We start from the raw sequence: 26,523 nt of genomic DNA on the forward strand, positions 1-26,523 counted from the left end.
CGTCTTCACTCCCACTGATCATTATAGTTCAGTTCCTGTTCCATCATCGATAAATCATCTTGTGTGATTAAGAACAGTTGATAATCGGTCCGTTCCATCTCTATTCTAGCACGCTCGACGAGATACTTCGCTGAGCCACCGTGTTCTTCATCAAAAACGGATAACAGACCTTGGCTTTTTTCAATCATGAATTCCGTTTTGTTACGAAGCTGACTCGGATTCTCATAAGGCTTTTGGCTGATTGCATCGACGAAGTCCGCCTGGTTCAGTACCGCTAAATACTGAGCTTGTACAGGTTCCTTCCATTTAGCCTCTTGCTCTAAAAAGGGCAATAAAATCCCGAGACGAATGTCCGGATAGTCTGCTTTTAGTTCTAAGATGACTTCACAGGCCCACAGTTCACAGCCTGGAGTCGCGCTTGTTACGAACCATGTCGTCCCCATGTCTTCAATGAGTCGAATCAAGCGTTCGCGGTACGCCGCTTTGATAACCGGAATACCAGGATGTTTTTGATCAAAAATTCCTAGTTCAGTTGGCTTATAACCCGTGATGGCAACGACTTTCATTCTTGACACTTCCTTTGTAACCGATTGCTCCGATGTGTAAGTTCAGCGGTCAAACGTTCCCGCCGTGTTGTTAGTAACACCTGTCCTTCTAACAGTTGTTTTGCTTGCTCAGTATAATCATAAGCAAGCTGTGGCTCTTTTGCAATGTGCTCCGCCCATTTCGCCAACTCGATGTATCCGCGGAATGTCTCACTCTTTTCAAAGCAGTTGACTGCTTCCTGATGCCGTTTCATTTTTTTGTGCAGAAGTCCTTGCCGTAACCAACCTTCTGCCGATAGATCGTTTGCCTGATGAAAATGCTCGACCGATTGCTCATTGATGCCTAAATCGGCTAACCAGACGGCAATGTTTTCCCCAATTCGAGGTGATACCTCTTTTCGATGGGTCACGAGATGATTGCATTCATCGTACAGACTGACAAGTGTCAGACAGTCATGCAGGTGATGTTCAAGGACGCCATCCATGATGGACGGATTTTGATGTTCGACGTATTGAAAGTAATGCATCGGGGCTAAAAATCCTGGCAAATCACCCGCTCGTTCAAATCCGATTTGCTCTTCCATCGCTGTCAGACGGTACGAATCGGATAACCCTTTAAAAATCCGCCGACAGACATGGAGTAAATCCAGGTGACCGACTTTCGGCAGACGCGGTACACGTTCACGGACGAAGACATGTCGCGTCTTGATTTGCGGCCAATCAAAGCTTTTTCCGTTATAGGTGACGAATCGGACGTCTTCTCCGATATCAGTCAAAAAGTGATGATAAAAAGCTGCTTCATAGTGCGGATGCGGCAGGAAGTATTGCCGCATCAATAGCTCGCCTTGTTCAAAACGGGCGAACCCCATCAAAAAAATCGTTGTCCCCGTTCCACGTAAACCGGTCGTTTCCGTATCGAAAAAGATGATCTGTTCGAGCGGGACATCGAGCGCGAGTGGTGGATGCGGTAGTTGGAGTGATTCGTACCCGGCACCAAACGTCCGGTGTCCATGGCTTTCTGTCAGTGGATAGCGCTGATCGATTCGAACGATCCACTCATCTTCGAACGTTAAAATTTCCGCCCCCTTCTCCACCCAGGCGGCTTGTTCGTTCGCAATCTTCGGATCGACGGCGTGCGTCGAAGTCTTTTCTATCGTTTGCCGTTGTCCACTCTCCTGATTCGTCGGTTTTAACATTCGTCTTAATTTATTTTTCATGTTAACTCCCTTTCCATCTCAGTCAACATCTGAATCGTCCGCTCCTTTTCGTCTGCGAGACCGACCATGCCGATACAGGCCGGGCAACCGTCAAGGCAGGGACATGTCTCAATCGAGTCGCGTGCTGCCCGTAACATGATGCTCCGTTGTTTATAGATTGAAGAAGCTAAGCCGACCCCTCCAGGATACCGGTCATACAAATAGATGGTCGGTTTCTGCGTGTGTGTCGCCTTGACTTGCGGCACGACGAAAACATCACTCGCGTCACACATTAAATAAAGAGGTGCCACACGCCGTAGGCTGTTCGCGACCCCTTCCAGTACTTGTTCGAGCTCCGTACTGGAAGCAGATGTAGCAGGCAACGTAAACCAGACGCCTGTCGTATGGATTTCCCGTTCAGGTAAATGAATCGGACCAGACCCGATGTTTTCGTGGGTACCGAACTTAATTTTTTTGAACATCGTCGCCATCCCACGAACACTGACATCACCACGGGCCACACTAAACAGATCATTCGAATAGCTTTCATCTTCTTCAAGGACAGACAAATCGACTGAAAAATTAGCATCGGTATAATAATCGACATCAACGGCACGGACGAACGCTTTTTTCTCCTCAAAATCGAGTGTCTCGACTTGATATTGATCCGCCCCATGCAAGTAAATCGCTTCATCGTGAAGTAACGTCATTGCACTAAATGTATCCATCTCACCGATGACCCGATTCGGGACTTCCGTCTGATCGACGATGACGACGTTTTCTTGATCACTTGAGCGTAACGAGATCTCATGTGCCGGAAACGCATCATTCATCCAATAGAAACGCTCTCCCCGCTGATGCAGGACACGTTCTTCAACTAAATACTCGAGAATATCTTCCGTCTCGAGTGTGCCGAATCTTTCACTTTGCCGAAACGGAAGTTCGAATGCGGCACATTTTATATGGTCGACGGCGATGATTAAATTATCGGGATCGAGTCGTGCCGCCTCTGGTGATTGATTTAAAAATAACTCCGGTCGTTCTGCCACGTATTGATCGAGCATCCCGGACGAGGCGACGAGGATGATTAAAGCATCATCTTGCCGTCTTCCGGCACGCCCGGCCTGTTGCCAAAGCGAAGCAATCGTTCCCGGATAACCATTCATGATACAGACTTGCAATTGACCGATATCGACGCCCAGTTCTAACGCATTCGTCGAGACGATGCCGGTGATTTCACCTTTTCTTAGACGCCGTTCGATATCACGTCGCTCCGTCGGTAAATAACCACCACGGTATCCTTCAATCGATTTCGGACCGAGTTCATGGCGAACCAAACTGCGTAGATACGTCAGCAACACCTCGACGCGGACACGTGAACGGGCAAAGACGATCGTCTGAAACTTCTTTTTGATGAATCGGGATGCCAGTTGTTTGGTTTCGAGTGTCGCCGAACGTCGAATTCCGAGTTGGGCATTGACGATTGGTGGTTGATAGACGATGAAATGTTTTCGCCCGGTCGGAGCACCGTTGTCATCGATCAGACTGACCTGCTTCTCAATCAGCCGTTCCGCCAGTTCTTGTGGGTTGGCAATCGTCGCGCTCGTCATGATGAAGACAGGGTCACTCCCGTAATAGTGACAAATCCGGCGTAACCGTCGGATGACATTCGCGACGTGACTCCCGAAGACGCCACGGTACGTATGCAACTCATCGATGACGATATACTTCAGGTTTTCGAACAGTTCAATCCACTTCGTATGATGCGGCAAAATGCCCGAGTGAAGCATATCTGGATTTGTAATGACGATGTTCCCCGCTTTGCGGACTTTCGTCCGAATCGTCGGTGACGTATCTCCGTCGTACGTAAAACAACGAATCGGTGCTTCGAGCTCATCAATCAACTCGAGCAGTTCACTGTTTTGATCTTGTGCGAGAGCTTTCGTCGGATAGAGATACAGTGCCCGGTCGTTCGGATGCTCCAGTAGATGCGAGAGAATCGGTAAATTAAAGCAATATGTTTTCCCGGAAGCCGTCGGCGTGACGATGACCGTCGATTTCCCTGCCATGACTTGATCAAATGCTAATGCTTGATGCCGGTATAAGGCATCGATGCCACGTGCTTTGATAGCTTGTTGTAATCGTTTTGGCATCTGTTCCGGAAAAGGTGAGTACCGTCCTGCTGTAGCTTCCATCGTCTTCATATATGTGACGCGCTCCATAAAGGCGCGATCAGCTTTTAATTCCTCTAAATAAGTAACGAGTGATTGTCTCGGTTCCATCGACTCACTTCCTTCCTTCTTCACTCATTATACAAAAAAAAAGAGGTAAGACTGTAGCGACAGGTTCGCCACTTCAGTCTTGACCTTCAATTCATTCCTCTGTTTCTTATTCCGTGCTTTGGGAATCCTCTTTTTTGTCCGTCTTTTCTTTATCGGATTGTTTTTTCTTATCATTTTCTTTTGCTTTTTCATCCGTTGATTGTGTAGAGACTGACTCATCCGTTGCCGGTTCGTCCGTTGCCGGTTCATCCGTCGCTGGTTCGTCCGTTGCCGGTTCGTCCGTTGCCGGTTCATCGGTCGTCGGTTCGTCCGTTGCCGGTTCATCGGTCGTCGGTTCGTCTGTCGTCGGTTCATCCGTTGCCGGTTCATCTGTTGCCGGTTCATCTGTTGCCGGTTCATCCGTCACTGGTTCCTCAGTCTCTGGTTCAGCGACTGTGACTGACGTCGCAACAGGACCTGACTCTTCTCCTGATGCTTTCGCGACGAGTGTGAACTCTGTTCGTCCTGGTTTTAGACTGTTGATACCAATTCGATTCGTCGAACTCGTCCCAAGAACCGATGTATTGCCATCCGGATCTTTCATCGATACTTCAAATGTTACGCTATCGTATCCGTTCGTCCGCAACGCTGAATCGTTGTAATTCCAAGTCAGCTCACCTGACTGCGCTTCTTCATCGTAAGAAGCTTGCAATCCAGTCGGAGCTGGTACGGCCTTTTTTTCGACGACCGGCTCCTTCGTTCCTTTCACATACAGTTCGTCACCGATACTGAGGACCGAGCTTGGTTGTTCGAACGGCGCTGGTGTCCGGTCACGTGTTTTGGTCACAAAATCTTTCCATAGGTTTTGTGCCATTCTACTCTCGGTTTGCCCTTCGAGGCCGATCCCGTTATTATTTCCAGATGTCGTCGTTCCTGTCCAAACACTAATGGAGACATCAGAAGTATAACCAACGAACCAAACATCCTTATAGGCATTCGTCGTTCCGGTTTTTCCTGCTGCATCAAATGAAAGTCCAGCCGTCGGGAACGTACCGCCCGGCTTCAGGACGTCACGAAGCATGTCCGTCAACATATAGGCTGTATAGTCTTCCATCGCTTTTTTCGATTTGATTGGTGATTTGATTTTTGATCCATCACTGTACTCAATTGACTTGATGATGTGTGGCTCCACATAATCGCCACCGTTTCCGAGTGTCGCATAAGCGCCCGCCATCTCAGTCGTGTTGAATCCGTGTTTCATCCCACCGATTGCGTACGCTGGAGAAATTGATTCATCTTTTTCTAATGCCAAACCAGATTTAGCAGCAAACGATTCGACCGCATCGCCACCAATCTCTTGGAACGTTTGGATTGCCGGCGTATTGGCTGAAATCTTCAACCAGTTTCGAATCGTGTTTGTTCCTTTGTAACCGTCGTAATAGTTTTGAATCGTCTTGCCGTTAATCTTCGTTTCTTGGTCCGTGATTTGTTTTGCTGTCGACCATTTTTCATTTTCAATCGCTGGACCATACGCGAAGAAGGGTTTCGCAGAAGAACCCGGTTGGTGCGGTTCATTCGCGTAGTTACGGCGTGCCGTGTCTTCCCCTGGATTTTTTCCATCGACGACGGCTAAGACTTCACCCGTTTTTGTGTTGACGGCAGAGGCCGCAGCTTCGGCATAATCTGGTAATTGTACGACTTTGTCTTCTTTAATGGCTTCATTCATATAATCATGCATCGGTTTATCAATCGATGTATAAATTTTGAGTCCTTGGCCATAGATGTCTTTTCCTTCAAGACCAAAGACATCTTCTAATTCTTTTGAGACCATATCAAAGATGACGCTATCGTACGAAGCATCTGTCGTCGATTTTGGAGCGGGATCAATCAATTTAGAAATCGGTTGATCGACTCCTTGGTCACGTTGTTTTTGCGTGATGACGCCTGTCGTCAACATCGCATCTAATACTTGTGTTTGACGCCCCTTCGTTAACTTCGGATCCCCTTTAATCGGGTCATATGCTGTCGGACGCTGTGGCAATCCGGCAAGCATCGCTGCTTCTGCATAATCTAATTTATCGACTGTCTTATTGAAATAGGCTTTTGAAGCCGTCTGAATTCCGAACGAATTCTGACCATAGTAGTTTTTATTCAAGTACATTTCTAAAATTTGATCTTTCGTGTAGTCTTGTTCTAGACGAATCGCTAACCACTGTTCTTGTACTTTCCGTGTGATTGTTTTTTCAGAACTTAAAAACGATTGTTTGATGACCTGTTGCGTGATTGTTGATGCCCCTTCCGAGCCGAATCCATCGGTGATGTTCGCGATGATCGCTCCACCGAGACGACGGAAGTCAATCCCTTTGTGTTGGTAAAAACGTCGATCTTCAATCGCGATGAAGGCGTCTTTGACGACTTCAGGAACTTCTTTAATCGAGACGTACTCGCGACTCGTTCCACCCTGTTTGATTTCCTCTTTGTTGCTCGCATAAATTTTCAGCGGGAGCGCATCCCGTAGTTTCGTCTCATCGAGTTCCGGAGCAGTGGCAATCGCATACGCAGCAAACCCACCTCCGACAAGCATCATGATGATGAATAAGCCGGTTGCAATCATTAATAGCTTTTTAAAAAGTGGACCTTTTCCAGATCCACCTGAACCACCGGACTTCTTTTTTTTCGGACGTTTCGTCCGATTCGATTGTTTAGTTGACGTCTTCGTTTCTTCACGACGTGCGACACGACTTCTTTCCATATGCTATCCTTCTCCTTCAATCCGTAAGTTTCTCAAGTGAAATATAATTCGTCTACTGCTTCGAGATAATCGATCGCAGGGAACGCACCTGTCTTGATTTTTATACCATGTTGTTCGATTTGGTCGAGCGGAATTGATTTACGACCCGTTTCTAATTGCTCCCACCAAGGGAACACGTGCTCGACTGAAAGCACATATTGCACATTATACATACTGAACCGAATGATGACAAAACAAATTCCTCCATGTGCTACGCATTGTCGCATGTGTTCGATTTGGTGGGGGTGGAAGTTCTTGAGTGGAAAAGAGGTTTTATGATTCGTTTCCTTCGCTTCAAAATCAATATATTTCCCCCGATAGACACCATTATAATCGGTCGTCGACGGTTGTTTGAAATAGGCTTCTTTCACGACAGCCGCAGAACGTTTCGGGTAATCGACTTGAACGATTTGAAGGGGGGTTGGCTTCTTGTGAATAATTGCCCGATTATGCGTCAAGTAAAACGTATTGCTTTCATTAATCAATTTTTCAAGCTTCATCCCCCGATTAGAAAACGTCGATGCTTGTGAGCGTGCTTTTTTTATCGTCGTTCCATGAGGTTCGAGAGGCTTTTGAAATTTTTTACCGTTCGGATAATTCAAAACGATTCCCCTCCTATCGCGTTTATTGTACCATGATATGTGATTGTATCGTATCGGCCGAGAGGAGTAGTTAAAAACAAATGACAATTGAACCGTTACTTCAAGAAATCGAAAAAATTTATCAAGCAGGTCGCGCCGGAACAGAATATGACTTCAACGAGGATGTCATTCCGTTCGTCGAACAAGCAGATGTGCTCATCGCCGATTGGCAACATAATGCGCAGAACAGCCCTTATTTACGCCCGGCGATGGTCGAGAGTGCCGTCGATCAACTGAAACAACTATCAGTCCAGGCGTTCCAACCAAAAACAAGTTTAAAACGTTTCAATGAAACAATTAAGTCTGTTCGCTATATCGATCAACTGATGCAGTGATTTCTCTCACTTAAGGTTTTACTTTTTTTAGCAGGAAATCTTGGTATACTTGTCGTACACAGTATAGTGTGGGAGACAGTTACAACTGGTCCTGTAGAACCGCGCGAGGAGGAATCTGATTGGCAACACCTAAATCGAATTCGCGCCATGAATCAAAAATGATTCCTAGAGCGTCGAACAACACTGCGAAAAAATACGTCATGTTCGTCGATGAGACGGGGACACCTAAAGGGAATACGCAATTTAATTTGACAGGTGTCTTGATGGAATACAAATATGCCATCGATTCGGACGAAACGGGTGAACCGAGCCCTTTACGGAAACGCTTGATGGAATTTAAGTCGAGTGTGTTTGAAGATCCACACATTCCACTCCATTTAAAAGAAATTTTAAAGGCGGAGCATCCTTACGGCAAAGAAGACGGGATCACGATTGATATGTTACGTCATTTTTGGGTCGCATTACCTGACTTCCTAGTCGATATCGACTGTACGATTGTCAGTGTCGAAGTCGATAAACAGAAGCTGCAAGATTTTTATTCGACACCAAAAGATCCTTACGTCGTCGCCTTTGCCCACTTGATGAAATCTTTTTACGCTTTTTTAGAGGAGACGGAAGCGACGAGTGCTCGTGTCGTCCTCGAAAGTCGTGATGATTATCAAAACTTATTAATTCAAAAAGCGTTCTTCGATATCTTTAACTCGGGGACGGTCCACCTTGACGTCGAAAAAAGTCGTCAAAAAATTAAAGGCTTCATCTTTGCTGAAAAGGATAGCGACCTCTACCAATCCGGTCTTGAGATTGCTGACCTCGTCTGTCTTCCCCTTTCACGCGTACGTCGTGGCGTGATTGAGGTGAAACCACGGTTTGTCCATTACGGGGACGAAAACCGAATCTTTAAAGCAATCAAAGAAAAAATTTACATTCGTCGCGATAGTCCCGATCAAGATTTCCGAAACTGGGGATTCAAAAAAGTTCCGATCACGAAAAAGCGTCGGGAATGGTCCGATACGCCTTGGAATGGTTAAACATACGCGCGTATGATGGACAAGAGACATTTTATTTCACACGAATAAAGGATAGCACGCTTCCGGGGTTTCTTCCGGAAACGCGCTATCCTTTTTTTGCTTTCAAGCATCATTTAAATAATTCTTCGTTAATCGACAGGGATGATTGTCCCTTTCGTCCGTTTTTTTCCTTCCCGACACATGTCGAGTAATGGGCATTCAAGGCAGTGCGGACGTTGCGCCTTGCAGTGATACCGTCCGAAAAAAATGAATTGATGATGAAGCTTCGACCAGCGTTCCCGCTTGAATCGTTTCATCAACGTCGCTTCGACTTGTGTGACATTATCTTTCCAGCGACAGATACCGAGGCGTTTCGAGACCCGTTCGACATGCGTATCGACTGCGAATGCCGGGACATCGAATGCAACCGATAACACGACGTTCGCTGTTTTTCGCCCGACGCCGGGTAACGCTTCGAGTCCGGCGCGGTCCGTTGGTACTTCGCCTTCATGCAACGTGATGAGGCGTTCCGCGAGTGCTTTGATATTTTTCGCTTTATTGCGATAGAGACCGAGTCGTTTGATTTTCTCTTCGATGGCAGCGACCGGTGCAGTGGCTAGGTCGCTTGGCGTCGGATACGCGGCAAACAATCCCGGCGTGACTTGATTGACGAGCACGTCCGTCGCTTGCGCACTCAAGGCGACGGCGACGACGAGTTCAAACGGATTTTTATGAATCAGTTCACAAAAAGCGTCCGGAAACATCTCTTCGAGGGTCAATTCAATCCGGTCGATTTCAGCTACTCGTAACATGATTCACCCTCCTCTCGTCGCAAGATCTTCGAGTGTTTTAATACCCTCGCGTTCCCACGTCCGCAAAATTTGATTGATATAGGTCATCTTCCGGACGTTATGGTAGACGGCTTCGCGAAGCGCAGCAAGGACTAGCTCTTCCGCGATGTTTTCAATCGTCAGCCACTGAATGATTTGTTCCATTTGAAACGGCGACATCATTCCGAGTTCCCGCTCAAATTGTTGGAAGACCGATGGATTGATCGTATCGAAATTCGGCGCCTCTTGTTCCGGTGGTGCCATTAATTTTTCATAGAGTGGAACTAACGAATAGCGTTCCGATCCGGCGACGTTTTCCATCGCCAGCAACCCCTTCTGTAACAAACCGAGCGTCGTCTCAATCGTTTCCGTCTCGGACAGCCCGAGACGATTGCTCAATTCTTCCGGTGAAGGCATCTCCATCCCTTCCGCACGGCAAGCGAACAGTTGACCGATTAACGTAAACTCGACGAAGCTGATCCCAAGCCGCTTCGCTTCCGTGAACAATCGTTTCGGAAGCACGACGGTCCCTTCTTCGAAAAGTTGGATTAAATTATGATTCATGACACTTCCTCGATTCTTTAGTCTAAGCAAGAAATCGACCCGTCTAAACGATGGGTCGATTTCAGTCTAAATTACGGATACAACCGGTTGAGTAGACGTGGGAATGGAATCGTCTCCCGAACGTGCTCGACGCCCGTGATCCAAGCGACAGTCCGTTCAAGTCCTAAACCAAAGCCACTGTGCGGTACTGAACCATACTTGCGTGTTTCAAGATACCATTTATAGGCGCCTGTCTCATCCAAGTTATGTTCTTTCATATCAGCAAGCAGTTTGTCGTAATCTTCTTCACGTTGCGAACCACCGACGATTTCGCCGTATCCTTCCGGTGCAATCAAGTCGTCACACAGAACGAATCCCGGGTTTTCCGGATCTTCTTTCATGTAGAACGGTTTGATGGCTTTCGGCCAGTGCGTGATGAAGACCGGGCGGGCAAAACTATTTGCGATTGCTGTTTCATGTGGTGCACCAAAATCATCTCCGAATTCGATGTCATCGAATCCTTGCTCTTTCAACATATCGATTGCTTCCGTATACCGGACGCGTGGGAATGGTGCTTGAATCGTTTCAAGAACCGTCAAGTCACGCCCGAGCAACTCGAGTTCCGCTTTACAGTTCTTCAAGGCGGACTGAACGAGATGCGAGACATAGTTTTCTTGGACTTCGAGGTTCATCTCGTGGTCGTAGAACGCCATCTCCGGCTCCATCATCCAAAACTCAATCAAGTGGCGACGTGTTTTTGATTTTTCAGCACGGAATGTCGGACCGAATGAAAAGACTTTCCCGAGCGCCATCGCTGCCGCTTCCATGTAGAGTTGACCCGATTGTGACAAGTACGCATCTTCATCGAAGTATTTCGTTTGGAACAATTCGGTTGTTCCTTCCGGTGCACTGCCCGTCAAGATTGGTGGGTCGACTTTGATGAACCCTTCTTGGTTAAAGAACTCATATGTCGCACGGATCAATTCATTTCGAACGACCATGACGGCATGCTGGCGTTTTGACCGCAACCAAAGGTGACGGTTATCCATCAAGAAATCTGTTCCGTGTGCTTTCGGTGTAATCGGGTAGTCGATTGCTTCATGGATGATTTCAATTGAAGTGATCTCCATCTCATGTCCAAGTGCTGTTCGCTCACCATCTGATTTGATGACTCCCGTCACCCAAAGTGATGATTCTTGCGTTAGACCTTTCGCTGTTTTGAATAAGTCTTCTCCGACCGTTTCTTTGACGACGACACCTTGCATAAAGCCGGAACCGTCACGTAACTGAAGGAAGGCGATTTTACCGCTTGAACGTTTGTTCGCTAACCAACAGCCAATCGTGATTTCCTCTCCCACATGTTTTGCTACATCTCGAATCATTGCTTTCAAAAGTCAACATCCTCTCTAAGTTAAACGGCTGTACGAGCCGCGATAAATCCTTCAATCCGATCGAGCGCTTCTAGGACACGCTTCGGGTCTGTTGCGTACGATAGACGTACATATTCCGGCGCACCAAATCCTGAACCTGGAATCAAGGCTACTTTTGCTTCTGACAAGACGGCTGTACACCAGTCATCGACGTTTGCATAACCACACATCTTCGCTGCCTCTAAGGCATGTGGGAACAAGTAGAAGGCACCTTCCGGCTTCAAGCACGTCAAACCAGGAATTTGAATCAAGCGTTCGTAAATTTGTTCGAGCCGTTCTTCGAACACGACACGCATCGCTTCGACCGGGGCATCCCCTTCTTCGTAGGCCGCGACAGAAGCAGCTTGCGCGATTGACGTCGGGTTCGACGTCGAATGGCTCGCAAGGTTTGTCATTGCGCCGATGATTGCTTTCGGTCCGATCGCATAACCAATCCGCCAGCCCGTCATCGCATGCGATTTCGAGACACCATTGATGATGATTGTCCGTTCCCGCATTCCTGGAAGTGTCGCAATCGATAAGTGCGTCACACCGTTATACAGTAATTTCTCATAAATTTCATCGCTGATGACGAGAATGTCATGTTGAATCGCCATCTCTGCTACCATCTCTAACTCTTCTTTCGTGTAGACCATACCTGTCGGGTTCGAAGGTGAGTTCAAGACGATTGCTTTCGTTTTCGGTGTGATGTGTTGCTCGAGCAACTCACGTGTCACCTTGAAACGTGACGCTTCCGTCGTCTCTAAAACGACCGGTACGCCGTCACTCAACTTGATTTGCTCAGGGTAGCTGACCCAGTACGGAGCAGGAACGATGACTTCATCTTCCGGGTCGAGAATGGCTTGGAAGAGTGTCGATAAAGCATGTTTCGCACCAGACGCGACCATGACTTCCGAGCGATCATACGATACCCATAAATCGCGACGTGTCTTCTCGATAATCGCGTCTTTCAACGCAACCGTTCCGCCTGAAGGCGTATACTTTGTATCGCCTGCTTCTGCTGCCGCAAATGCCGCTTGAATGATGAACTCCGGCGTGTTGAAATCCGGTTCACCAGCCCCAAGACCGATGATATCTTGACCGGATGCCCGCAGTTCCTTCGCTTTCGCCGTGATGGCAAGCGTTGTAGAAGGCGTCAATTGTTGTACGCGTTTTGATAACATGTCGCACACTCCTTTTAGTTAATCCGTAGTCGTTTGATGAAAGATCCCTCTTGATACGTATAGTACGAATATTCATAGCCCGTCTCGGTTTCCGCGACGATCTCAATTAAGGCGCGATCTTCGAAACCATATTTCGTGGAAACGATTTTTCCTTGATCTCTACTTTGACGAATGACTTCATCCACCTTAATGCCGTCTTTAACCGGGCGTGTCTCAATCTTACCTTTTGACGGGACAAAAGCGCGTAACGCCTCTCCCTCTTTTTTAATCGAGAAGACGGTGTACTGGTCTTTTCCGTTAAAGACATTTTCGAATGTCACGGCGTCCGGGGCTATTTCTTGTGTTAAACGTTTTTCTGCCCGCTTGACGACTTCTTGTTCTCGCCCCTTTGCTTCACCAACCGTTAACTGGTAGATTCCTGTACCGATTAGCGTAATCAAAAGAACGACCGAAATCAAACCGATGGCGATTTTCCACTTCATGTGCGGTAGATGGTGAAGACCATCTGCTCCTTGTCTTTCTCATCTAGAGCTAAACCAAACATTAAGTCCTCCGTTTTTAACGTGCGATTCAATAAGTCTACGATTTTGTACGTATCGTCATGGCGATTGACCTTGACCGTTGCGAGTGTCTCGATTTTCGAATCCATCTTATATCCTCCCTCATTTTTCTTAACCTATTATAATGCGATAATGGTTATTTTAATAGACTCAATCCGTATCATTCAAGAACAATTCGAGTTCTGCCGTCAATTCTTGAAGTGGTTTTGATAAAACAGGCACATTTGGCAAACTTGAAACAAAACGTTTTCCGTAACGTGTCGTCTCAATTCGACGGTCAAACACGAACACGACACCACGGTCATTCGTCGTTCGAATCAAACGACCGAACCCTTGTTTAAAACGAATGATCGCTTGCGGTAAGCTGTATTCAAAAAACGAAGATTTACCTTGTTGTTCGATTTGTTCCGATCGTGCCTGAACGATGGGTTGGTCAGGCGGTGCGAAGGGTAGACGAACGATGACAAGACAACTTAAGTCGTCACCCGGAACATCGATCCCTTCCCAAAAACTCGCAGTCCCAAAAAGAACGCAGGCATCGAGTTGCTTAAACTGTTTCATCAAGCGTTGCCGGGATCCTTGTGTGATCCCTTGCGACAGCAACGTAAATCGTGCCGGAAGTGCCTGCTTCGTCGCATCATGCGTTTGTCGCAACATGTCATTGGATGTGAACAAAACGAGCATCCGCCCTTCCGTCACTTCAGCGATTTCGATGATGGCTTCCGCTATCGTTTCAGCATATTTCGCAGGTGGGACGTCCTGCAGTAACGGCAAGTCCGTCGGAACCATCAGCCGGACTTTTTCCGCGTACCCGAATGGTGACGGGACAATGAACCGCCGTGTCTCGAGTTCGCTTAAACCAAGCCGCTTTTCAATGAATTGAAACTTGTTCGAGACCGTCAACGTCGCGGATGTCAAAATGCTCGTCCGTTTCGAGAAGACATCCCGGTATAAGCGTTCTGAAATATCGATTGGTTGCGTATAAATCCGTGTCAACTTCCGATTTTTTGCAGTCGTCTCAATCCAGGATACTGTTTCATCATGAGGCGCGAGCATCGTCTCAAAAATCGCATTCTCGACATCCTCGATTTGACCGATCACGGATTTGAGATCCGCGACGACGGACCGTTCCCGGTAACTCATGTGTTCGCGTTGATCGTGGAATAATTTATGAATCGCCCGAATCGCTTGTCGTAATCGACGTAAGACCAATTCGACCCGTTTCGCACTTTCCTGAACGGCCCGCATCGAATGATCGAGTCGTTTGAAGCGGACTGTGACACGTCCTTCCCGTCGCTCTTTCCGGGAAGAGAGATCAAGTCCATAGGCTTGGATGATCATCAACAGGTTATCTGCCTCTTCGATTAGCTCCGTCATCGTCTCATCAATCACTTCACTATGCGCTTCGACCATCTCCGTCAAATCAAACTGATCGGAGAGGCTGACGAGACGCGTCAATAGTTTTTTATCCGCGGAGAATCCGAGTTGTCTAAAAATCCGGTCGAATGAATGCCCGTCGAAGACGAGTCCGAAATGGTGGCTCGCGACTTCCTCGATTTGATGGGCCTCATCTAAAATCAACGGACAGCCTTTCGGTAAGACACCCGCCTCATACTGAATATCACTAAACAATAAGGCGTGGTTCGTGACGATGATCGTCGCGTCCTTCGCTCTACGGACGGCATGTTGGAAAAAGTCACGGCTAAACCATGGATCGAATCGCCCGAGTTGCGACTGGCTATCCGACTGGATCAACTGTTTGATGGCGATGTTCCCTTGTGCTGCTCCACCGGGAAGACTGACTTCTTCCAAGTCTCCCGTCGTCGTTTCAGTCAACCAAACGAGCAATGTTGCTTTCGCTAACGTAAAATTATACGGTTCTTCTGTTTCATTCAGGAAAAACTCGAATTTACGTAAATCAATATAATTGTTCCGCCCTTTGAGCAATGTAATGTCGACTGGGGCATCGAACAGTTGACGCAACAGCGGTAAATCACGGGCGAACAGTTGCTCTTGCAGTTGAATCGTATGTGTACTGACGATAATCGGCGTCTCGTGTTCAATCGCATAATGTGTCGCCGGAACAAGATAGCCAAGAGATTTTCCGGTACCCGTCCCAGCTTCGACGAGCAATGGTACTTCTTGATCAAGTGATTGATAGACATGACGCATCATCTCAAGTTGACCGGTTCGTTGCTCATAACCCCTGAACAGCTTCGGAAAGATCTCTTGATTCAAGTGATCAACGAACGGTCCGAATGGCTGGAGTTCCGACCGGTGCGGCATCAGTTCCGGATCAAGACGTTTTTTCAGCGCAATCTTTCGGAACGAATCGAACCGATCGTCTGTCTCGATGCCGACTGCTTGAATCGCAAAATCAATCTCTTCTTCCATCGCACTGAATAATTTTGGGGCTAAGCGACGCAACTGTTTTAATGTATCAAGCGGTAGCTCGCGAAGTCGACTTAACAGTTCGAGTAATAATTCTGCCGTCGCTTCTGCATCGCTGCCCGCCCGGTGAGCTTCTTGATGCGTCAACTGTAAACTTTCCGTCAGGTGCGATAAGGAGTGACTCTCTGCCGTTGGTAATAGAATCCGTGCCAGTTCGACCGTATCGATGACGGGACCCGTGTACGGTAAGTAACCTTCTTCTTCAAGCGCTTCATTTAAAAATGTTAAATCGAATTGGACATTGTGCGCGACAAACACTCCACCATCTAACATCGAGAGGACGCGCGGTGCAATGACATCAAATGTGTCTGCGTCCCTTACATCTAAATCGGATATTCCTGTCAATTGCGAGATGAACGGCGGAATCGGATTTTTCGGTCGAACGAAAGCCGACAGACGTTCCGTCACGTGCCCTTGTTCGACGACCGCTACGCCGATTTCAATCATCTCATCTCCAGCTTTAATCGAATGACCTGTCGTCTCTAGGTCGATCACCACATACTTCTTCTCCACGACTTATCTCCACCTTTAACCATCCATCTGTTACGTATCGAACTTCTCATGTTTCATCTTAACAAAAATAGAGACCCGAATGTGTTCCGGGTCTCTGAATTTCATAAGATCGTATGCGCGATTTCTTGAGAAAGCATCTGTTTGATGTTATTCGTTTCATCGAGAACAGCCACCTTCGGCTCGTGGACGAGGATTTCTTCATTCGTCAATTGTGCATATGCCATGATGATGACTTCGTCTCCAACTTGGAAATGGCGAGCTGCCGCACCATTCAAACAAATGACACCGGAGCCACGTTCACCCTTGATCGCATATGTTTCGATCCGGGCACCGTTTTGATTGTTCGTCACTTGAACTTTTTCATTTTCAAAGATTCCGACCGCATCAAGCAAATCTTCATCAATCGTGATGGAACCGACGTAATGGAGGTTCGCCTCCGTCACTCGAGCTTTGTGTAGTTTAGCGTGCATGAATGTCCGTAACATAAATCATGCTCCTCTCGTATAAAGTAAATTATCAATCAAGCGCGCTGATTCAAACTGAACCGCGACGGCTAATAAAATCGTTTTCGTTTCTGATGTAACCGGTCCGAGCGTCGGATAGTCGACCGCTTCGACATAATCAAGCGCCGTTCCTTCAAGATGCAAAGCATCTTTCGTCCGTTCGACGACTTCCTCGACGGCTGTGCCTGCTTCAAGTAACGCGTTTGCTTGCTGGAGAGCTTGTTGCAAACGCGGTGCTTGACTGCGTTCTTGCTCAGACAGATAGACATTTCGTGAGGACTTTGCGAGACCGTCCGCTTCCCGGATAATCGGACACCGTTTAATCTCGACCGGGACGAAATAATCTGCAACATATCCTTCAATCAAGGCTAACTGCTGAGCATCTTTCAGTCCGAAATAGGCACGGGTCGGGTGGACGATGTTCAACAATTTACTGACGACCGTCAAGACGCCATCGAAATGTCCTGGTCGTGACGCACCACAAAGGACGTCGTCGCCCGTTCTGACCGTCACGCGCGCCATATCGAGCGGATACATCGTTTCATTCGTCGGATAAAATACATAATCGACGCCTGCCGCACGCGCCAGTTGTTGATCGCGTTGTTCGTCACGTGGATACCGTTCTAAATCTTCGTTTGGTCCGAACTGCGTCGGATTGACAAAAATACTCAACACGACAATCTCATTTTCACGTCGTGCTTGTTCGAGTAACGAACCATGACCTTCATGCAAAAACCCCATTGTCGGTACAAAACCAATCGAGTCATAGGCTGCTAATTCTTGCCGTAGTTCGTCGATGTCTTGAATGACTTTCATTCTTTACCGCCTCCATAAAGCGAATCGATCAATTCTTCATCCATCGTGAACGTATGTTCAATAGATGGGAATACACCTTGTTTTACTTCTTCGACGTAGCTAGCAATCGCTGCTGTCCCTGACGTATTCCAGTCCGTATACGCTTTAACAAACTTCGGTAGACGTCCGACACCATATGTCAGGATGTCATGGTAGACGAGGACTTGTCCATCGACATCAACGCCGGCACCAATCCCGATGACAGGAATCTGAAGTAATTCGCTGACTCGTTTCGCAAGTTGGTGCGGGACACATTCCAGGACGAGCATCTTCGCACCGGCTTGTTCCGCTGCTAAACTGTCTGCAATCAACTGTTCCGCTGCTGCAAGCGATTTTCCTTGTACTTTAAAACCTTCGAGTACGCCAACTGATTGGGGTGTCAATCCAAGATGTGCGACACAAGGCATCCCTGCGTCCGTCAAGCGACGAATCGTCGTCAAGATGTCCCCAGCACCTTCAAGTTTTAAGGCATCGGCCTGACTTTCTTGAAAAATACGTGCCGCAGCATCAAGCGTCCGGTCGAACGAACCGTGGTAACTTGCGAATGGCATGTCAACGACCATGAATGTCTTCGGTGCCCCACGGCGGACCGCCCGTGCATGATGAATCATGTCCTCAACCGTCACGGCAATCGTCGAATCATATCCTAAAATTACGTTTCCAAGTGAATCACCGACGAGTAAGAGATCGACGGCTCCTGCTTCTGCTAATTTCGCTGACGGATAATCATACGCCGTCAACATAACGAGTTTTTCTCCCGTTGCTTGTTTTTTTAGTAAAGGTGTCATTGTGTGCATGTGTGTTCTCTCCTTCGTTAGTGTAGAGAGGACAAAAGGAAACGCCTTCCTTCCTAAAAATACCCATAGGAAAGAAGGCGTGAATAAGTGCAACATCGTCCTTCTGTCCCTGTCCGAAATAGGATCAAGGCAGGTCGTACTAGCGATAAAAAAAGTTTTCTACCGGTATGACTCCTAACGGCTATCATCCTTCGCTTTATTATACATGATTCAAATTGGCAACTGCAAACGTCGGGATTTTAGTTTTCTGTCCAGTAGACGAGTTCCGCCGAATGGAATGCTTCCATTCCTTGGTCCGTTTCGACCATCAGCGTTCCATCGGCGCGAATTCCGCGCAAATAACCAGACAAGGTTTGTTGACGCGAGCGTAGTGTAACGGGTTGATTGAGCTTATCCGCAAGATGTTCCCACGCTTCGACAAAAGAGCCGAATCCATCGACCAACCACCGTTCGTACATCTGCTCAAACTGATTTAAGAAGGATGCAACGATTTCTGCCCGCCGAAACGTTCGATTGGTCGCGAGTTTAAGGGACGTCGCCCGATCAGCGATTGCCGTACTAAAGACGTCATGGTGAACATTGATTCCAATTCCAATGATGACCGAGCTGATCCGGTTTGCTTCCGTCTGCATTTCCGTCAAAATCCCTGCGACCTTTCGACCATCAATCAATAAATCATTCGGCCATTTGATTGTCACTGGCACGTCGAACTCACGTAAAGATGTCGCTAGGGCAATGCCAGACACGAGTGTTAATTGTCCTGCCTGATCGAGCGGGACGTCTGGTCTTACTATCAAACTCATCGCAATTCCGTTTCCTTTCGTCTCGTGCCAAACACGACCGAGCTGTCCGCGCCCACTCGTCTGGTAGTCACAGACGACGAGTTTCCCTTCTTTGACCTGCTGTTGTGCTAAATCATGCGCAATCCGTTGCGTCGTCTCCGTCTCCTCGACATGAAAAATATCGCGTCCGAAAAATTTCGTCTGTAAGTACTGTTCGATTGCAAGTGCTGTTAAATGATCACCACGATCGATGAGGTGGTACCCGGTTTTTTTATTCGATTCAATCGCGTACCCTGCTTCTTTTAAAGACGCAATTTGTTTCCAAATAGCGGTACGTGAAATATTTAACTGGTCAGCTAAATCTTGACCTGAAATCCAATCCGTCTGCATCAATCGTTGCAAGATTACGTCTCGTGTTGATTTTTCCATTTGCTCACTTCCTCTAACAGAATCGACCGTTGATTTTCAAGGTGTCCGTTTACGACATGCTGTTCCAAATAATGGAGTGCTTCTTTGATTTCTTGTTTTTTCAGCCCGGCAGCAATCATGTCGCGTCCGCCGACTCGTAAATCTTTTAACGAGCGGATCGCTAAAGTTGTCCGGTCTGCGTGACTCCGACCTGTCATTTGATTTAAGACGAGCAGTTCCTCGTCCGTCAATGTATACCGTTGCCAGTCCGTTAGTTGCTCCAGTCGAACAAGCGCTACGAGTCTTTTTGCCCGCTGCTCCTGTTTTTTCGAACGTTTAAAGACACGTAACCGTTCTTGCGGAAACCCGGCGTCGAGCAGCAGCGTCCACACATTTTCTGTCGAGACACCCTGTAATGATGATTGTGCTAATCGTCCCATCACTTCTGAAGTGACGTGTGGAAGATAGGTCGCGAGTCCTGTGCGTAACATCGCTTGTAACGCTGCAACACGCCCCGGTCCAAGGAGCAGTTTTTCGAACTCAATCGCGACACGTTCGATTGCGACGTGTTGAATCGTCTCCGCTTGCTTCGCGATGGCCCGCTCCGTCAAACCGTCTAACGAGAACTCGAGCTGACTCATGAAGCGAAAGGCACGAATCATCCGTAAGGCATCTTCTTCGAAGCGCTCTTCTGGCCGGCCGACCGTTCGAATGATTTTGCTCGCAAGGTCGGCTTGTCCGCCAAAGAGATCGACGAGCCCGGTTGGTTTTAACGCCATCGCGTTGATCGTAAAATCACGTCGTGTCAAATCTTCTTCCAGCGAGACGCCAAGCGTCACGTGGTCTGGTCTACGGCGGTCGCTATAGGTTGACTCAGAACGAAACGTCGTCACTTCGAACGGTACGTGTTCTAAGACGATCGTCACCGTCCCGTGCTCGAGTCCGGTCGGGATGACGACCGGAAACAACGGGATGACCTCGTCCGGTAAGAGTGACGTCGCTAAATCATAATCGCCAGGCACGCGTCCGAGTAACGTGTCGCGAACAGCTCCACCGACGACATACGCTTCGCCACCTGCACGTTCGATTGTTTCAATGATCGTATTCGCCAGCTCAGACATTTTCATATCGTGCACACACCCGTTCATAGACCTGTTCATACTTCCGGACGATTTCATTTGAATCGAACCGTTGCCGTGTATCGCGAATTCCGGCATCCGCCATCTGTTCGCGTAACTCGGGTGTATCGGCTAACTGGCCGATTCGTTCCGCCGCTGCCTTGACGTCATACGTCGGAACGATGAATCCGGTTTGTCCGTCTTGGATCACTTCTGGTAAGCCACCGGCATTCGAGACGACACTTGGGACTCCGACCGCCATCGCTTCAAGGACGACGAGTCCGAACGCTTCTTTTTCCGACAACAATAAATGGATGTCACTGATTGCGAGCAACTGGGCGACATGTTCTTGTTTTCCGGCAAAGATGATTTTTTCATAGACCCCGAGTTCTTTTGCCCGGCGGCGCGTCTGCCCCATCTCCGGACCATCTCCGACGAGTAATAGCCGCATGTCACGATTATTTGCAGCAATTGCAAATGCGACGAGCGTATCATCGATGCGTTTGACGGGGCGGAAGTTCGAAATATGTATGACGACGACTTCTCCCGGCTCAATCCCATAATGTCGTTTTAGACGTTCGTCGCGCATCGGATAATACACACTCTCATCAATCGAGTTCGCAATGACGTCAATATCGTACTCGGCATGCAACGTCATGTTCGTCTCAAGAGCAAGACTTTCCGAGACGGCCGTCACAGCATCCGAACTTTCGATTCCGTAACGGATGGCTGGCTGCATCTCTAAGTCTTGACCGATGACCGTGATGTCCGTTCCATGTAAAGTCGTCACGACAGCGACGCCTTTCTTCTTCGCCATATTGCGTCCGAGCTCTGCACAGACGGCATGCGGGACGGCGTAGTGGGCATGGATGATGTCGAGATCGAACACATCGATGACTTCTGCGACTTTCGAAGCCAATGTAATATCATAAGGCGGATATTTAAATACAGAATATTGGTTGACTTCTACGAGGTGAACCGTGATATTCGGACGATATTCCGTCAAGCGAAACGGCATGCTTGATGTAATGAAGTGGACATCATGCCCACGGTCTGCAAGTTTCATCCCGAGTTCCGTCGCGACGACACCACTTCCGCCTACGGACGGGTAACAAAGGATTCCAATCGATTTTTTCATATAAGATCACTCTCTCTTTAATTAGGTTAACCTTGTCTTCTCGATTCAATTGTAAACAAAACGCCTCTTAAAAACTACATCGACCACTTTCCAAGGAGATTTCCGTAGAAAAGCTAGTCTTTTTCAACGTCTACCGTTACCCTAGAGAAAGAGTCTTGTTAGAGAGGAGCAACCTGTTATGGCACCCCCATTTCAATTTCCGATTCGCTTCCGAAATATTTTTTGGATTTTAATCGGATCATTTATCTTTGCGTTCGGCATTTATCATTTTAATGTTCAAAATGAGTTAGCTGAGGGTGGATTCACGGGAATCACCCTTATTTTAAAGGGCTTGTTCGGTTTATCCCCGTCGATTACGAACCTCGTCTTAAACGTCCCGTTATTTTTCGTCAGCTATAAAATGCTCGGGCGGACGACGTTCATCTATACCTTGATCGGCACGTTCAGCTTTTCTCTTTGGTACGGCCTAATCGCCAAATATTCACCGCTTGAAATCATGTTGAAAGACGATATGGTGCTCGCTTCGTTGTTCGCCGGTGTCTTCATCGGTGTCGGCCTCGGCATCATCTTCAACAACGGCGGGACGACGGGCGGGGTCGATATCATCGCCCGACTGACGAAGCGGTATTTCGGATGGTCGATCGGTCGGACGTTCATGATTTTTGATTTTTTCGTCATCGTCGCTTCATTGACATATCTCGACTACAAACAGGCGATGTATACGTTGCTTGCCGTCTACGTCGGGGCCCGTGTCATCGACTGGATGCAGGAAGGAACGTATGCTGGTAAAGCCGCGATGATCATCAGTGATCACCGGACGGAGATCGCCGACGGGATTCACGCGACGATGAACCGCGGAACGACGCGGTTACTCGCGAAAGGTGGATTCTCCGGTCGCGACCTTGAAGTCTTGTATGTCGTCGTCGCCCGCAATGAAATCACCCGGTTGAAGACGCTCGTCAAAACAGTTGACCAACATGCTTTCATCACACTCCATGATGTGTATGAAGTAACCGGCGAAGGATTTACGTTCGATGAAAATCGTGTTCCGATCAAGGAAACGTAAAAACAAAAAAACACCCGGTTGATTCGATTCTGAAGAAGAAGATCGAACCAGCCGGGTGTTTATTTTTTATTAATTTGTACGCGTTACTCTTGAATTACTCGTCAGACGGTGCAAAGACCATCAAAGCGAGGCGGAGGAATTCGGCGACAGCGACGAGTGTCGCAGCGACGTAAGTCCAGGCGGCGGCGTTCAAGACACGGCGTGAGCCACGCTCTTCTTCCGCATCGATGATCCCGTGTTCCGTTAACTGAGCCATCGCCCGTTTCGACGCATCGAACTCAACCGGCAACGTCACGAGCTGGAAGACGACGGCACCGAGCATCAAGATGACACCAAGCATCGCAAGACCAGTCATCCCAGCGAAGAAACCAACGAGTAATAACGGGAATGACAGATTCGACGTAATTGACGCAACCGGTGCAATCCGGTGACGGACACGCATCATGTTATAGTCCGTCGCATCTTGGATGACGTGCCCGATTTCGTGCGCTGCAATCGAAACGGCAGAAACCGTTGAACCATGATACACATCTTCCGAAAGACGAACGACTTTATTCGTCGGATCGTAATGATCGGACATCGTTCCGCCGATTGCTTCGAGACGGACATCCGTAATCCCATTCTGTTTCATGATGAAGTCAGCGACTTGAGCGCCTGTCACCCCACTATGAATCGGAACTTCTTGGTATTTTTTATACGTTTTTCGGACTCGCATTTGTGCCCAGATGGGAACAATGATGATGATGGCGAGGTAAATCAGATAGTTAGCCATGTAACATCTGTCCTTTCCTAAAAGATTATATCCTTATTTTACGTTCAAGCGACCTTATTGTCAATCGAATCGCGTGCGACAAAGAAATATCCCATCAAAATACATAATCCCGTCAACCAGAACGAACCATAGCCAATCCACTGGATGTACTCCGCGAGCGCCGGATAGCGTGGCCACTGACCGAGCACGTAGTCGACGACATCGTTATGGATGACCCAAATCGAGACAAGGACAAGTTCCTTGACGCGAAACGTCATGAATGGAACATAAAGCAGTGCCTGGAATGCCATCGCGCCGTGCGAGACCATCAACATCAGTGCCATTGCCGTCAAATAACTGTTACCTGTCCCGAGTTCTTGAAGCATCAAGGCATTCATGACGACGGCCCAAACACCATATTTAATCAACGTGACGAACGCGAGCGCTTCAAACAGTCGGGAACGACGATTGAAGATCCATAAAAACACGATAATCGTAAAAAATAGCGACGCCGTCGGACTGTCCGGGATGAACGGATAATAGTACCATTTCGCCGTCTCGAGTTGCGGTTGATACCAATAATAGCCGTATAACGTTCCCGCTAGATTGATTAATCCGAGCGGCCAAAGGAGGGCTTTATGTTTTAAAATCTGCAAAAACGGCACATTCATTCACCTCATGATAGACAAAAGCCGGAGGAATTATTCCCCCGGCTCTTCTCTTATTTATTGTTCTCTCCGCCTTCACCGTAAGAAGCGATGAATTTAGCGAGTTCTTTACGATCTGCATCTGAACCTTTGTACTGTCCAGCAGGCATCGCACCGACACCTTTATCTGCGATTTCATAAATTTCATCTTCTGTCTTTTGTGTCCCGACGAGGGCAGGAGCGGCTGCTCCACCTTCGAGGTTCTTACCATGACAGTTGACACATGACTGGTTCGAGTAAATTTCATACCCTTTCGCCGCTGTATCGATTTCAGGACCTTCGTTCATCGTCAACTCACCTTGTTTATGGATTGTATCCCAGTGTGTTGTTTGAACAGATTCCCAAGTCAAGAAAATGATTGAGACGATTCCGAGTAACATCATGCTGACTGCGACTGGACGTTTTGCCGGGCGACGTTCAATCCCTTGGTCGAGCCACGGTGCTACGAGTAACGCCGTAAAAGCAAGACCTGGAAGAATGACAGTTCCCATCAAAATGTACGGACCGGCAGCAAATTGATATTTCAAGAGCTGATAGAGGAATAGGAAGTACCAGTCCGGAAGTGGAATGTACGACGTATTCGTCGGGTCAGCTATGTTTTGTAGTGGTGCTGCTTCAACGATTGTCAGCGTCATGAAGCCGATCAAGAAGACCGCTCCTACCATCCATTCGCGAAGTAAGAAGTTTGGCCAGAACGCTTCCGTCCGACCTGGATACTCAGAATAGTCTTTCGACTTATTCGGCATCCGGTTATTGATCGACACCCGTGAATCGGTGACGAATTTCATTCCTTTACCACGATGCATCGTGTTCTCCCCCTTTTAGGTTGCCTAAGTTGATTGTCGGTTTAAAGTGGTCCAGAGATCCCTTGTTTACGGATCATCATGAAGTGGGCCCCGAGCAAGACGAACAATGCCGCAGGAAGGAAGAAGACGTGAATCGCAAAGAATCGAGCAATCGTACTTGCACCGACGATTTCTCCACCCGCGAGGAGCGTCTTCGCGATGCCACCGATGACCGGTATGCTTTCCGCGATTTGAATCGTAACTTTCGTCGCGAACAATGCTTTCATGTCCCAAGGCAACAAGTATCCGGTTAGACCAAGTGCTAAGACAACGAAGAACAAGAGGACACCGACGACCCAGTTCAATTCACGTGGCTTTTTGTATGATCCTGTGAAGAAGACGCGTAATGTATGTAAGAACAACATTACGATGACGACTGATGCGCCCCAGTGGTGCATACCACGAACGATTTGACCGTGTGCGACTTCGTTTTGAAGATAGTACACTGACGCATGGGCATTGATGATATCTGGTACGTAATACATCGTCAAGAACATCCCTGAAAGAATCTGGATGACGATTGTAAAGAACGTCAACCCGCCAAAACAATAAACGAATGCTGAAAAGTTATGGGCAGGGTTTACGTGTTCTGGAACTTCATGATCGGCGATATCTCGCCAAAGCGGAGTGATATCAACCCGCTCATCAATCCAATCATAGATTTTTTGCATCATCGCTTACGCACCTCTTTCGACTGGTTTACCTAAGTAGAGGAAACCATCTTTCTCTTGCATTTCATATTCATCAAGCGGCTTCGTCGGAGGCGTTCCTGGTACGTTGACGCCATCTTTCGTGTACCGTCCGAAATGACATGGGCAATAGAATTGCTCTGGGTGCGTCGGATCTGCTCCGAAACTGACTTGGCATCCTAAATGCTTACAGATCGGTGATAGTGCGAGAATTTCGCCCTTATCATTTTTGAAGACCCATGCTGATAATGTTTCTTCGAAATCATACCAAGCATCCTGTGTTTGCTTCTTGAAGTCGACCCGTTTTGGTTCTGTTGTGATGTCCGACAACTTCATTACTTTTACTTTATCGCCTGATCCTGATTTCTTCAGGACCGGATCAACTGCGAAGTTGACCATCGGCATGACCATCGTCGCTGCCATAAAGCCACCGACTCCAGTCAGTGTATACGTCAAGAATTGACGACGTGTTACGTTAGACCCGTTTTGAGCCATTTCGATCCCCCCTTGTGATGTACGCCGTGCCCCAAGACCACTGTACTTCACACAAATTTCTCACATGGTAATAGTATCTTAATAAAATCATCGCGTCAACCGC

At 47.8% G+C, this 26,523-nt stretch carries 26 protein-coding genes; 3 read left to right on the forward strand and 23 right to left on the reverse strand.

Annotated elements, in window-relative coordinates; all coding sequences use genetic code 11:
* Window positions 1-5: 5 nt before the first annotated feature.
* From KNP99_RS03490 to recU, 5 genes are all read right to left on the reverse strand, one after another.
* Window positions 6-566 carry an SLOG family protein gene (locus KNP99_RS03490; RefSeq protein WP_088837304.1) on the reverse strand — a complete coding sequence of 187 codons (561 nt, stop codon included), beginning with the start codon at window positions 564-566 and terminating at the stop codon, window positions 6-8.
* Window positions 563-1,762 carry a ribonuclease H-like domain-containing protein gene (locus tag KNP99_RS03495; protein ID WP_088837305.1) on the reverse strand — a complete coding sequence of 400 codons (1,200 nt, stop codon included), beginning with the start codon at window positions 1,760-1,762 and terminating at the stop codon, window positions 563-565. Before KNP99_RS03495 ends, KNP99_RS03490 begins: the two co-directional genes overlap by 4 nt.
* Window positions 1,759-4,023, reverse strand: coding sequence for a DEAD/DEAH box helicase (locus tag KNP99_RS03500; RefSeq protein WP_088837306.1), 2,265 nt, complete (start codon window positions 4,021-4,023; stop codon window positions 1,759-1,761). Before KNP99_RS03500 ends, KNP99_RS03495 begins: the two co-directional genes overlap by 4 nt.
* Before the next feature lie 106 nt (window positions 4,024-4,129).
* The gene (locus tag KNP99_RS03505) at window positions 4,130-6,754 is read right to left on the reverse strand and encodes a transglycosylase domain-containing protein (RefSeq protein WP_214804453.1); all 2,625 of its coding nucleotides are present in this window, start codon (window positions 6,752-6,754) and stop codon (window positions 4,130-4,132) included.
* A 32-nt stretch (window positions 6,755-6,786) separates the two neighbouring features.
* Window positions 6,787-7,401, reverse strand: a complete 615-nt coding sequence (recU, locus tag KNP99_RS03510; RefSeq protein WP_204251435.1) for a Holliday junction resolvase RecU — start codon at window positions 7,399-7,401, stop codon at window positions 6,787-6,789.
* Between the two features lie 74 nt (window positions 7,402-7,475).
* Here recU and KNP99_RS03515 point away from each other — a divergent pair, with 74 nt between their 5' ends.
* On the forward strand, window positions 7,476-7,769 hold the full coding sequence (locus KNP99_RS03515; protein WP_088837309.1) for a DUF1798 family protein: 294 nt from the start codon (window positions 7,476-7,478) through the stop codon (window positions 7,767-7,769).
* Window positions 7,770-7,888: 119 nt separating this feature from the next.
* The gene (locus KNP99_RS03520) at window positions 7,889-8,797 is read left to right on the forward strand and encodes a DUF3800 domain-containing protein (protein ID WP_239456727.1); all 909 of its coding nucleotides are present in this window, start codon (window positions 7,889-7,891) and stop codon (window positions 8,795-8,797) included.
* A 128-nt stretch (window positions 8,798-8,925) separates the two neighbouring features.
* Here KNP99_RS03520 and nth read toward each other — a convergent pair whose 3' ends face one another.
* The 13 genes from nth to bshA form a co-directional block, all read right to left on the reverse strand.
* Window positions 8,926-9,588 (reverse strand): endonuclease III, encoded by a 663-nt coding sequence (nth, locus tag KNP99_RS03525; RefSeq protein WP_088837310.1) that lies wholly within the window; start codon window positions 9,586-9,588, stop codon window positions 8,926-8,928.
* A gap of 3 nt (window positions 9,589-9,591) precedes the next feature.
* On the reverse strand, window positions 9,592-10,170 hold the full coding sequence (locus KNP99_RS03530; protein WP_029330601.1) for a DnaD domain-containing protein: 579 nt from the start codon (window positions 10,168-10,170) through the stop codon (window positions 9,592-9,594).
* A 71-nt stretch (window positions 10,171-10,241) separates the two neighbouring features.
* Window positions 10,242-11,531, reverse strand: a complete 1,290-nt coding sequence (gene asnS, locus KNP99_RS03535) for an asparagine--tRNA ligase (protein WP_152638933.1) — start codon at window positions 11,529-11,531, stop codon at window positions 10,242-10,244.
* Window positions 11,532-11,560: 29 nt separating this feature from the next.
* Complete coding sequence (locus tag KNP99_RS03540) at window positions 11,561-12,742, reverse strand: pyridoxal phosphate-dependent aminotransferase (protein WP_029330605.1); 1,182 nt, start codon at window positions 12,740-12,742, stop codon at window positions 11,561-11,563.
* A 14-nt stretch (window positions 12,743-12,756) separates the two neighbouring features.
* Window positions 12,757-13,224 carry a hypothetical protein gene (locus tag KNP99_RS03545; RefSeq protein WP_214845115.1) on the reverse strand — a complete coding sequence of 156 codons (468 nt, stop codon included), beginning with the start codon at window positions 13,222-13,224 and terminating at the stop codon, window positions 12,757-12,759.
* A complete protein-coding gene (locus tag KNP99_RS03550; RefSeq protein WP_012370646.1) occupies window positions 13,221-13,391 on the reverse strand; it encodes a YpmA family protein in 171 nt (56 codons plus the stop codon). Before KNP99_RS03550 ends, KNP99_RS03545 begins: the two co-directional genes overlap by 4 nt.
* A 61-nt stretch (window positions 13,392-13,452) precedes the next feature.
* Window positions 13,453-16,266 carry an ATP-dependent DNA helicase DinG gene (dinG, locus tag KNP99_RS03555; RefSeq protein WP_214845116.1) on the reverse strand — a complete coding sequence of 938 codons (2,814 nt, stop codon included), beginning with the start codon at window positions 16,264-16,266 and terminating at the stop codon, window positions 13,453-13,455.
* Between the two features lie 101 nt (window positions 16,267-16,367).
* Window positions 16,368-16,751, reverse strand: a complete 384-nt coding sequence (gene panD / locus KNP99_RS03560) for an aspartate 1-decarboxylase (protein ID WP_029330611.1) — start codon at window positions 16,749-16,751, stop codon at window positions 16,368-16,370.
* Window positions 16,752-16,754: 3 nt separating this feature from the next.
* Window positions 16,755-17,585, reverse strand: a complete 831-nt coding sequence (gene panC, locus KNP99_RS03565) for a pantoate--beta-alanine ligase (protein WP_214765100.1) — start codon at window positions 17,583-17,585, stop codon at window positions 16,755-16,757.
* Window positions 17,582-18,421, reverse strand: coding sequence for a 3-methyl-2-oxobutanoate hydroxymethyltransferase (gene panB / locus KNP99_RS03570; protein ID WP_029330615.1), 840 nt, complete (start codon window positions 18,419-18,421; stop codon window positions 17,582-17,584). Before panB ends, panC begins: the two co-directional genes overlap by 4 nt.
* 239 nt (window positions 18,422-18,660) lie before the next feature.
* Window positions 18,661-19,632 (reverse strand): biotin--[acetyl-CoA-carboxylase] ligase, encoded by a 972-nt coding sequence (locus KNP99_RS03575; RefSeq protein ID WP_088837315.1) that lies wholly within the window; start codon window positions 19,630-19,632, stop codon window positions 18,661-18,663.
* Window positions 19,608-20,738 (reverse strand): CCA tRNA nucleotidyltransferase, encoded by a 1,131-nt coding sequence (locus KNP99_RS03580; RefSeq protein WP_251132170.1) that lies wholly within the window; start codon window positions 20,736-20,738, stop codon window positions 19,608-19,610. The genes KNP99_RS03575 and KNP99_RS03580 overlap by 25 nt, the downstream gene beginning before the upstream one ends.
* Window positions 20,725-21,867 carry an N-acetyl-alpha-D-glucosaminyl L-malate synthase BshA gene (gene bshA / locus KNP99_RS03585; protein ID WP_088837316.1) on the reverse strand — a complete coding sequence of 381 codons (1,143 nt, stop codon included), beginning with the start codon at window positions 21,865-21,867 and terminating at the stop codon, window positions 20,725-20,727. The genes KNP99_RS03580 and bshA overlap by 14 nt, the downstream gene beginning before the upstream one ends.
* 178 nt (window positions 21,868-22,045) lie before the next feature.
* On the opposite strand from bshA, the gene KNP99_RS03590 reads away from it, so the two are divergent.
* Complete coding sequence (locus KNP99_RS03590) at window positions 22,046-22,933, forward strand: YitT family protein (RefSeq protein ID WP_029330623.1); 888 nt, start codon at window positions 22,046-22,048, stop codon at window positions 22,931-22,933.
* Window positions 22,934-23,027: 94 nt separating this feature from the next.
* Here KNP99_RS03590 and KNP99_RS03595 read toward each other — a convergent pair whose 3' ends face one another.
* From KNP99_RS03595 to KNP99_RS03615, 5 genes are read right to left on the reverse strand one after another with little or no spacing between them, the layout of a single operon-like run.
* The gene (locus KNP99_RS03595; RefSeq protein ID WP_088837317.1) at window positions 23,028-23,705 is read right to left on the reverse strand and encodes a zinc metallopeptidase; all 678 of its coding nucleotides are present in this window, start codon (window positions 23,703-23,705) and stop codon (window positions 23,028-23,030) included.
* A 44-nt stretch (window positions 23,706-23,749) separates the two neighbouring features.
* The gene (locus KNP99_RS03600) at window positions 23,750-24,355 is read right to left on the reverse strand and encodes a DUF1405 domain-containing protein (protein ID WP_239456729.1); all 606 of its coding nucleotides are present in this window, start codon (window positions 24,353-24,355) and stop codon (window positions 23,750-23,752) included.
* 50 nt (window positions 24,356-24,405) lie between these two features.
* Window positions 24,406-25,197 (reverse strand): menaquinol-cytochrome c reductase cytochrome b/c subunit, encoded by a 792-nt coding sequence (locus tag KNP99_RS03605; RefSeq protein ID WP_029330628.1) that lies wholly within the window; start codon window positions 25,195-25,197, stop codon window positions 24,406-24,408.
* Window positions 25,198-25,238: 41 nt separating this feature from the next.
* Window positions 25,239-25,910 (reverse strand): menaquinol-cytochrome c reductase cytochrome b subunit, encoded by a 672-nt coding sequence (qcrB, locus tag KNP99_RS03610; RefSeq protein WP_012370658.1) that lies wholly within the window; start codon window positions 25,908-25,910, stop codon window positions 25,239-25,241.
* Between the two features lie 3 nt (window positions 25,911-25,913).
* On the reverse strand, window positions 25,914-26,420 hold the full coding sequence (locus tag KNP99_RS03615; protein ID WP_029330633.1) for a ubiquinol-cytochrome c reductase iron-sulfur subunit: 507 nt from the start codon (window positions 26,418-26,420) through the stop codon (window positions 25,914-25,916).
* Window positions 26,421-26,523: the final 103 nt, after the last annotated feature.

Origin of the sequence: Exiguobacterium sp. s95, from assembly GCF_018618655.1 — a bacterium.
Lineage (GTDB): Bacteria > Bacillota > Bacilli > Exiguobacteriales > Exiguobacteriaceae > Exiguobacterium_A > Exiguobacterium_A oxidotolerans.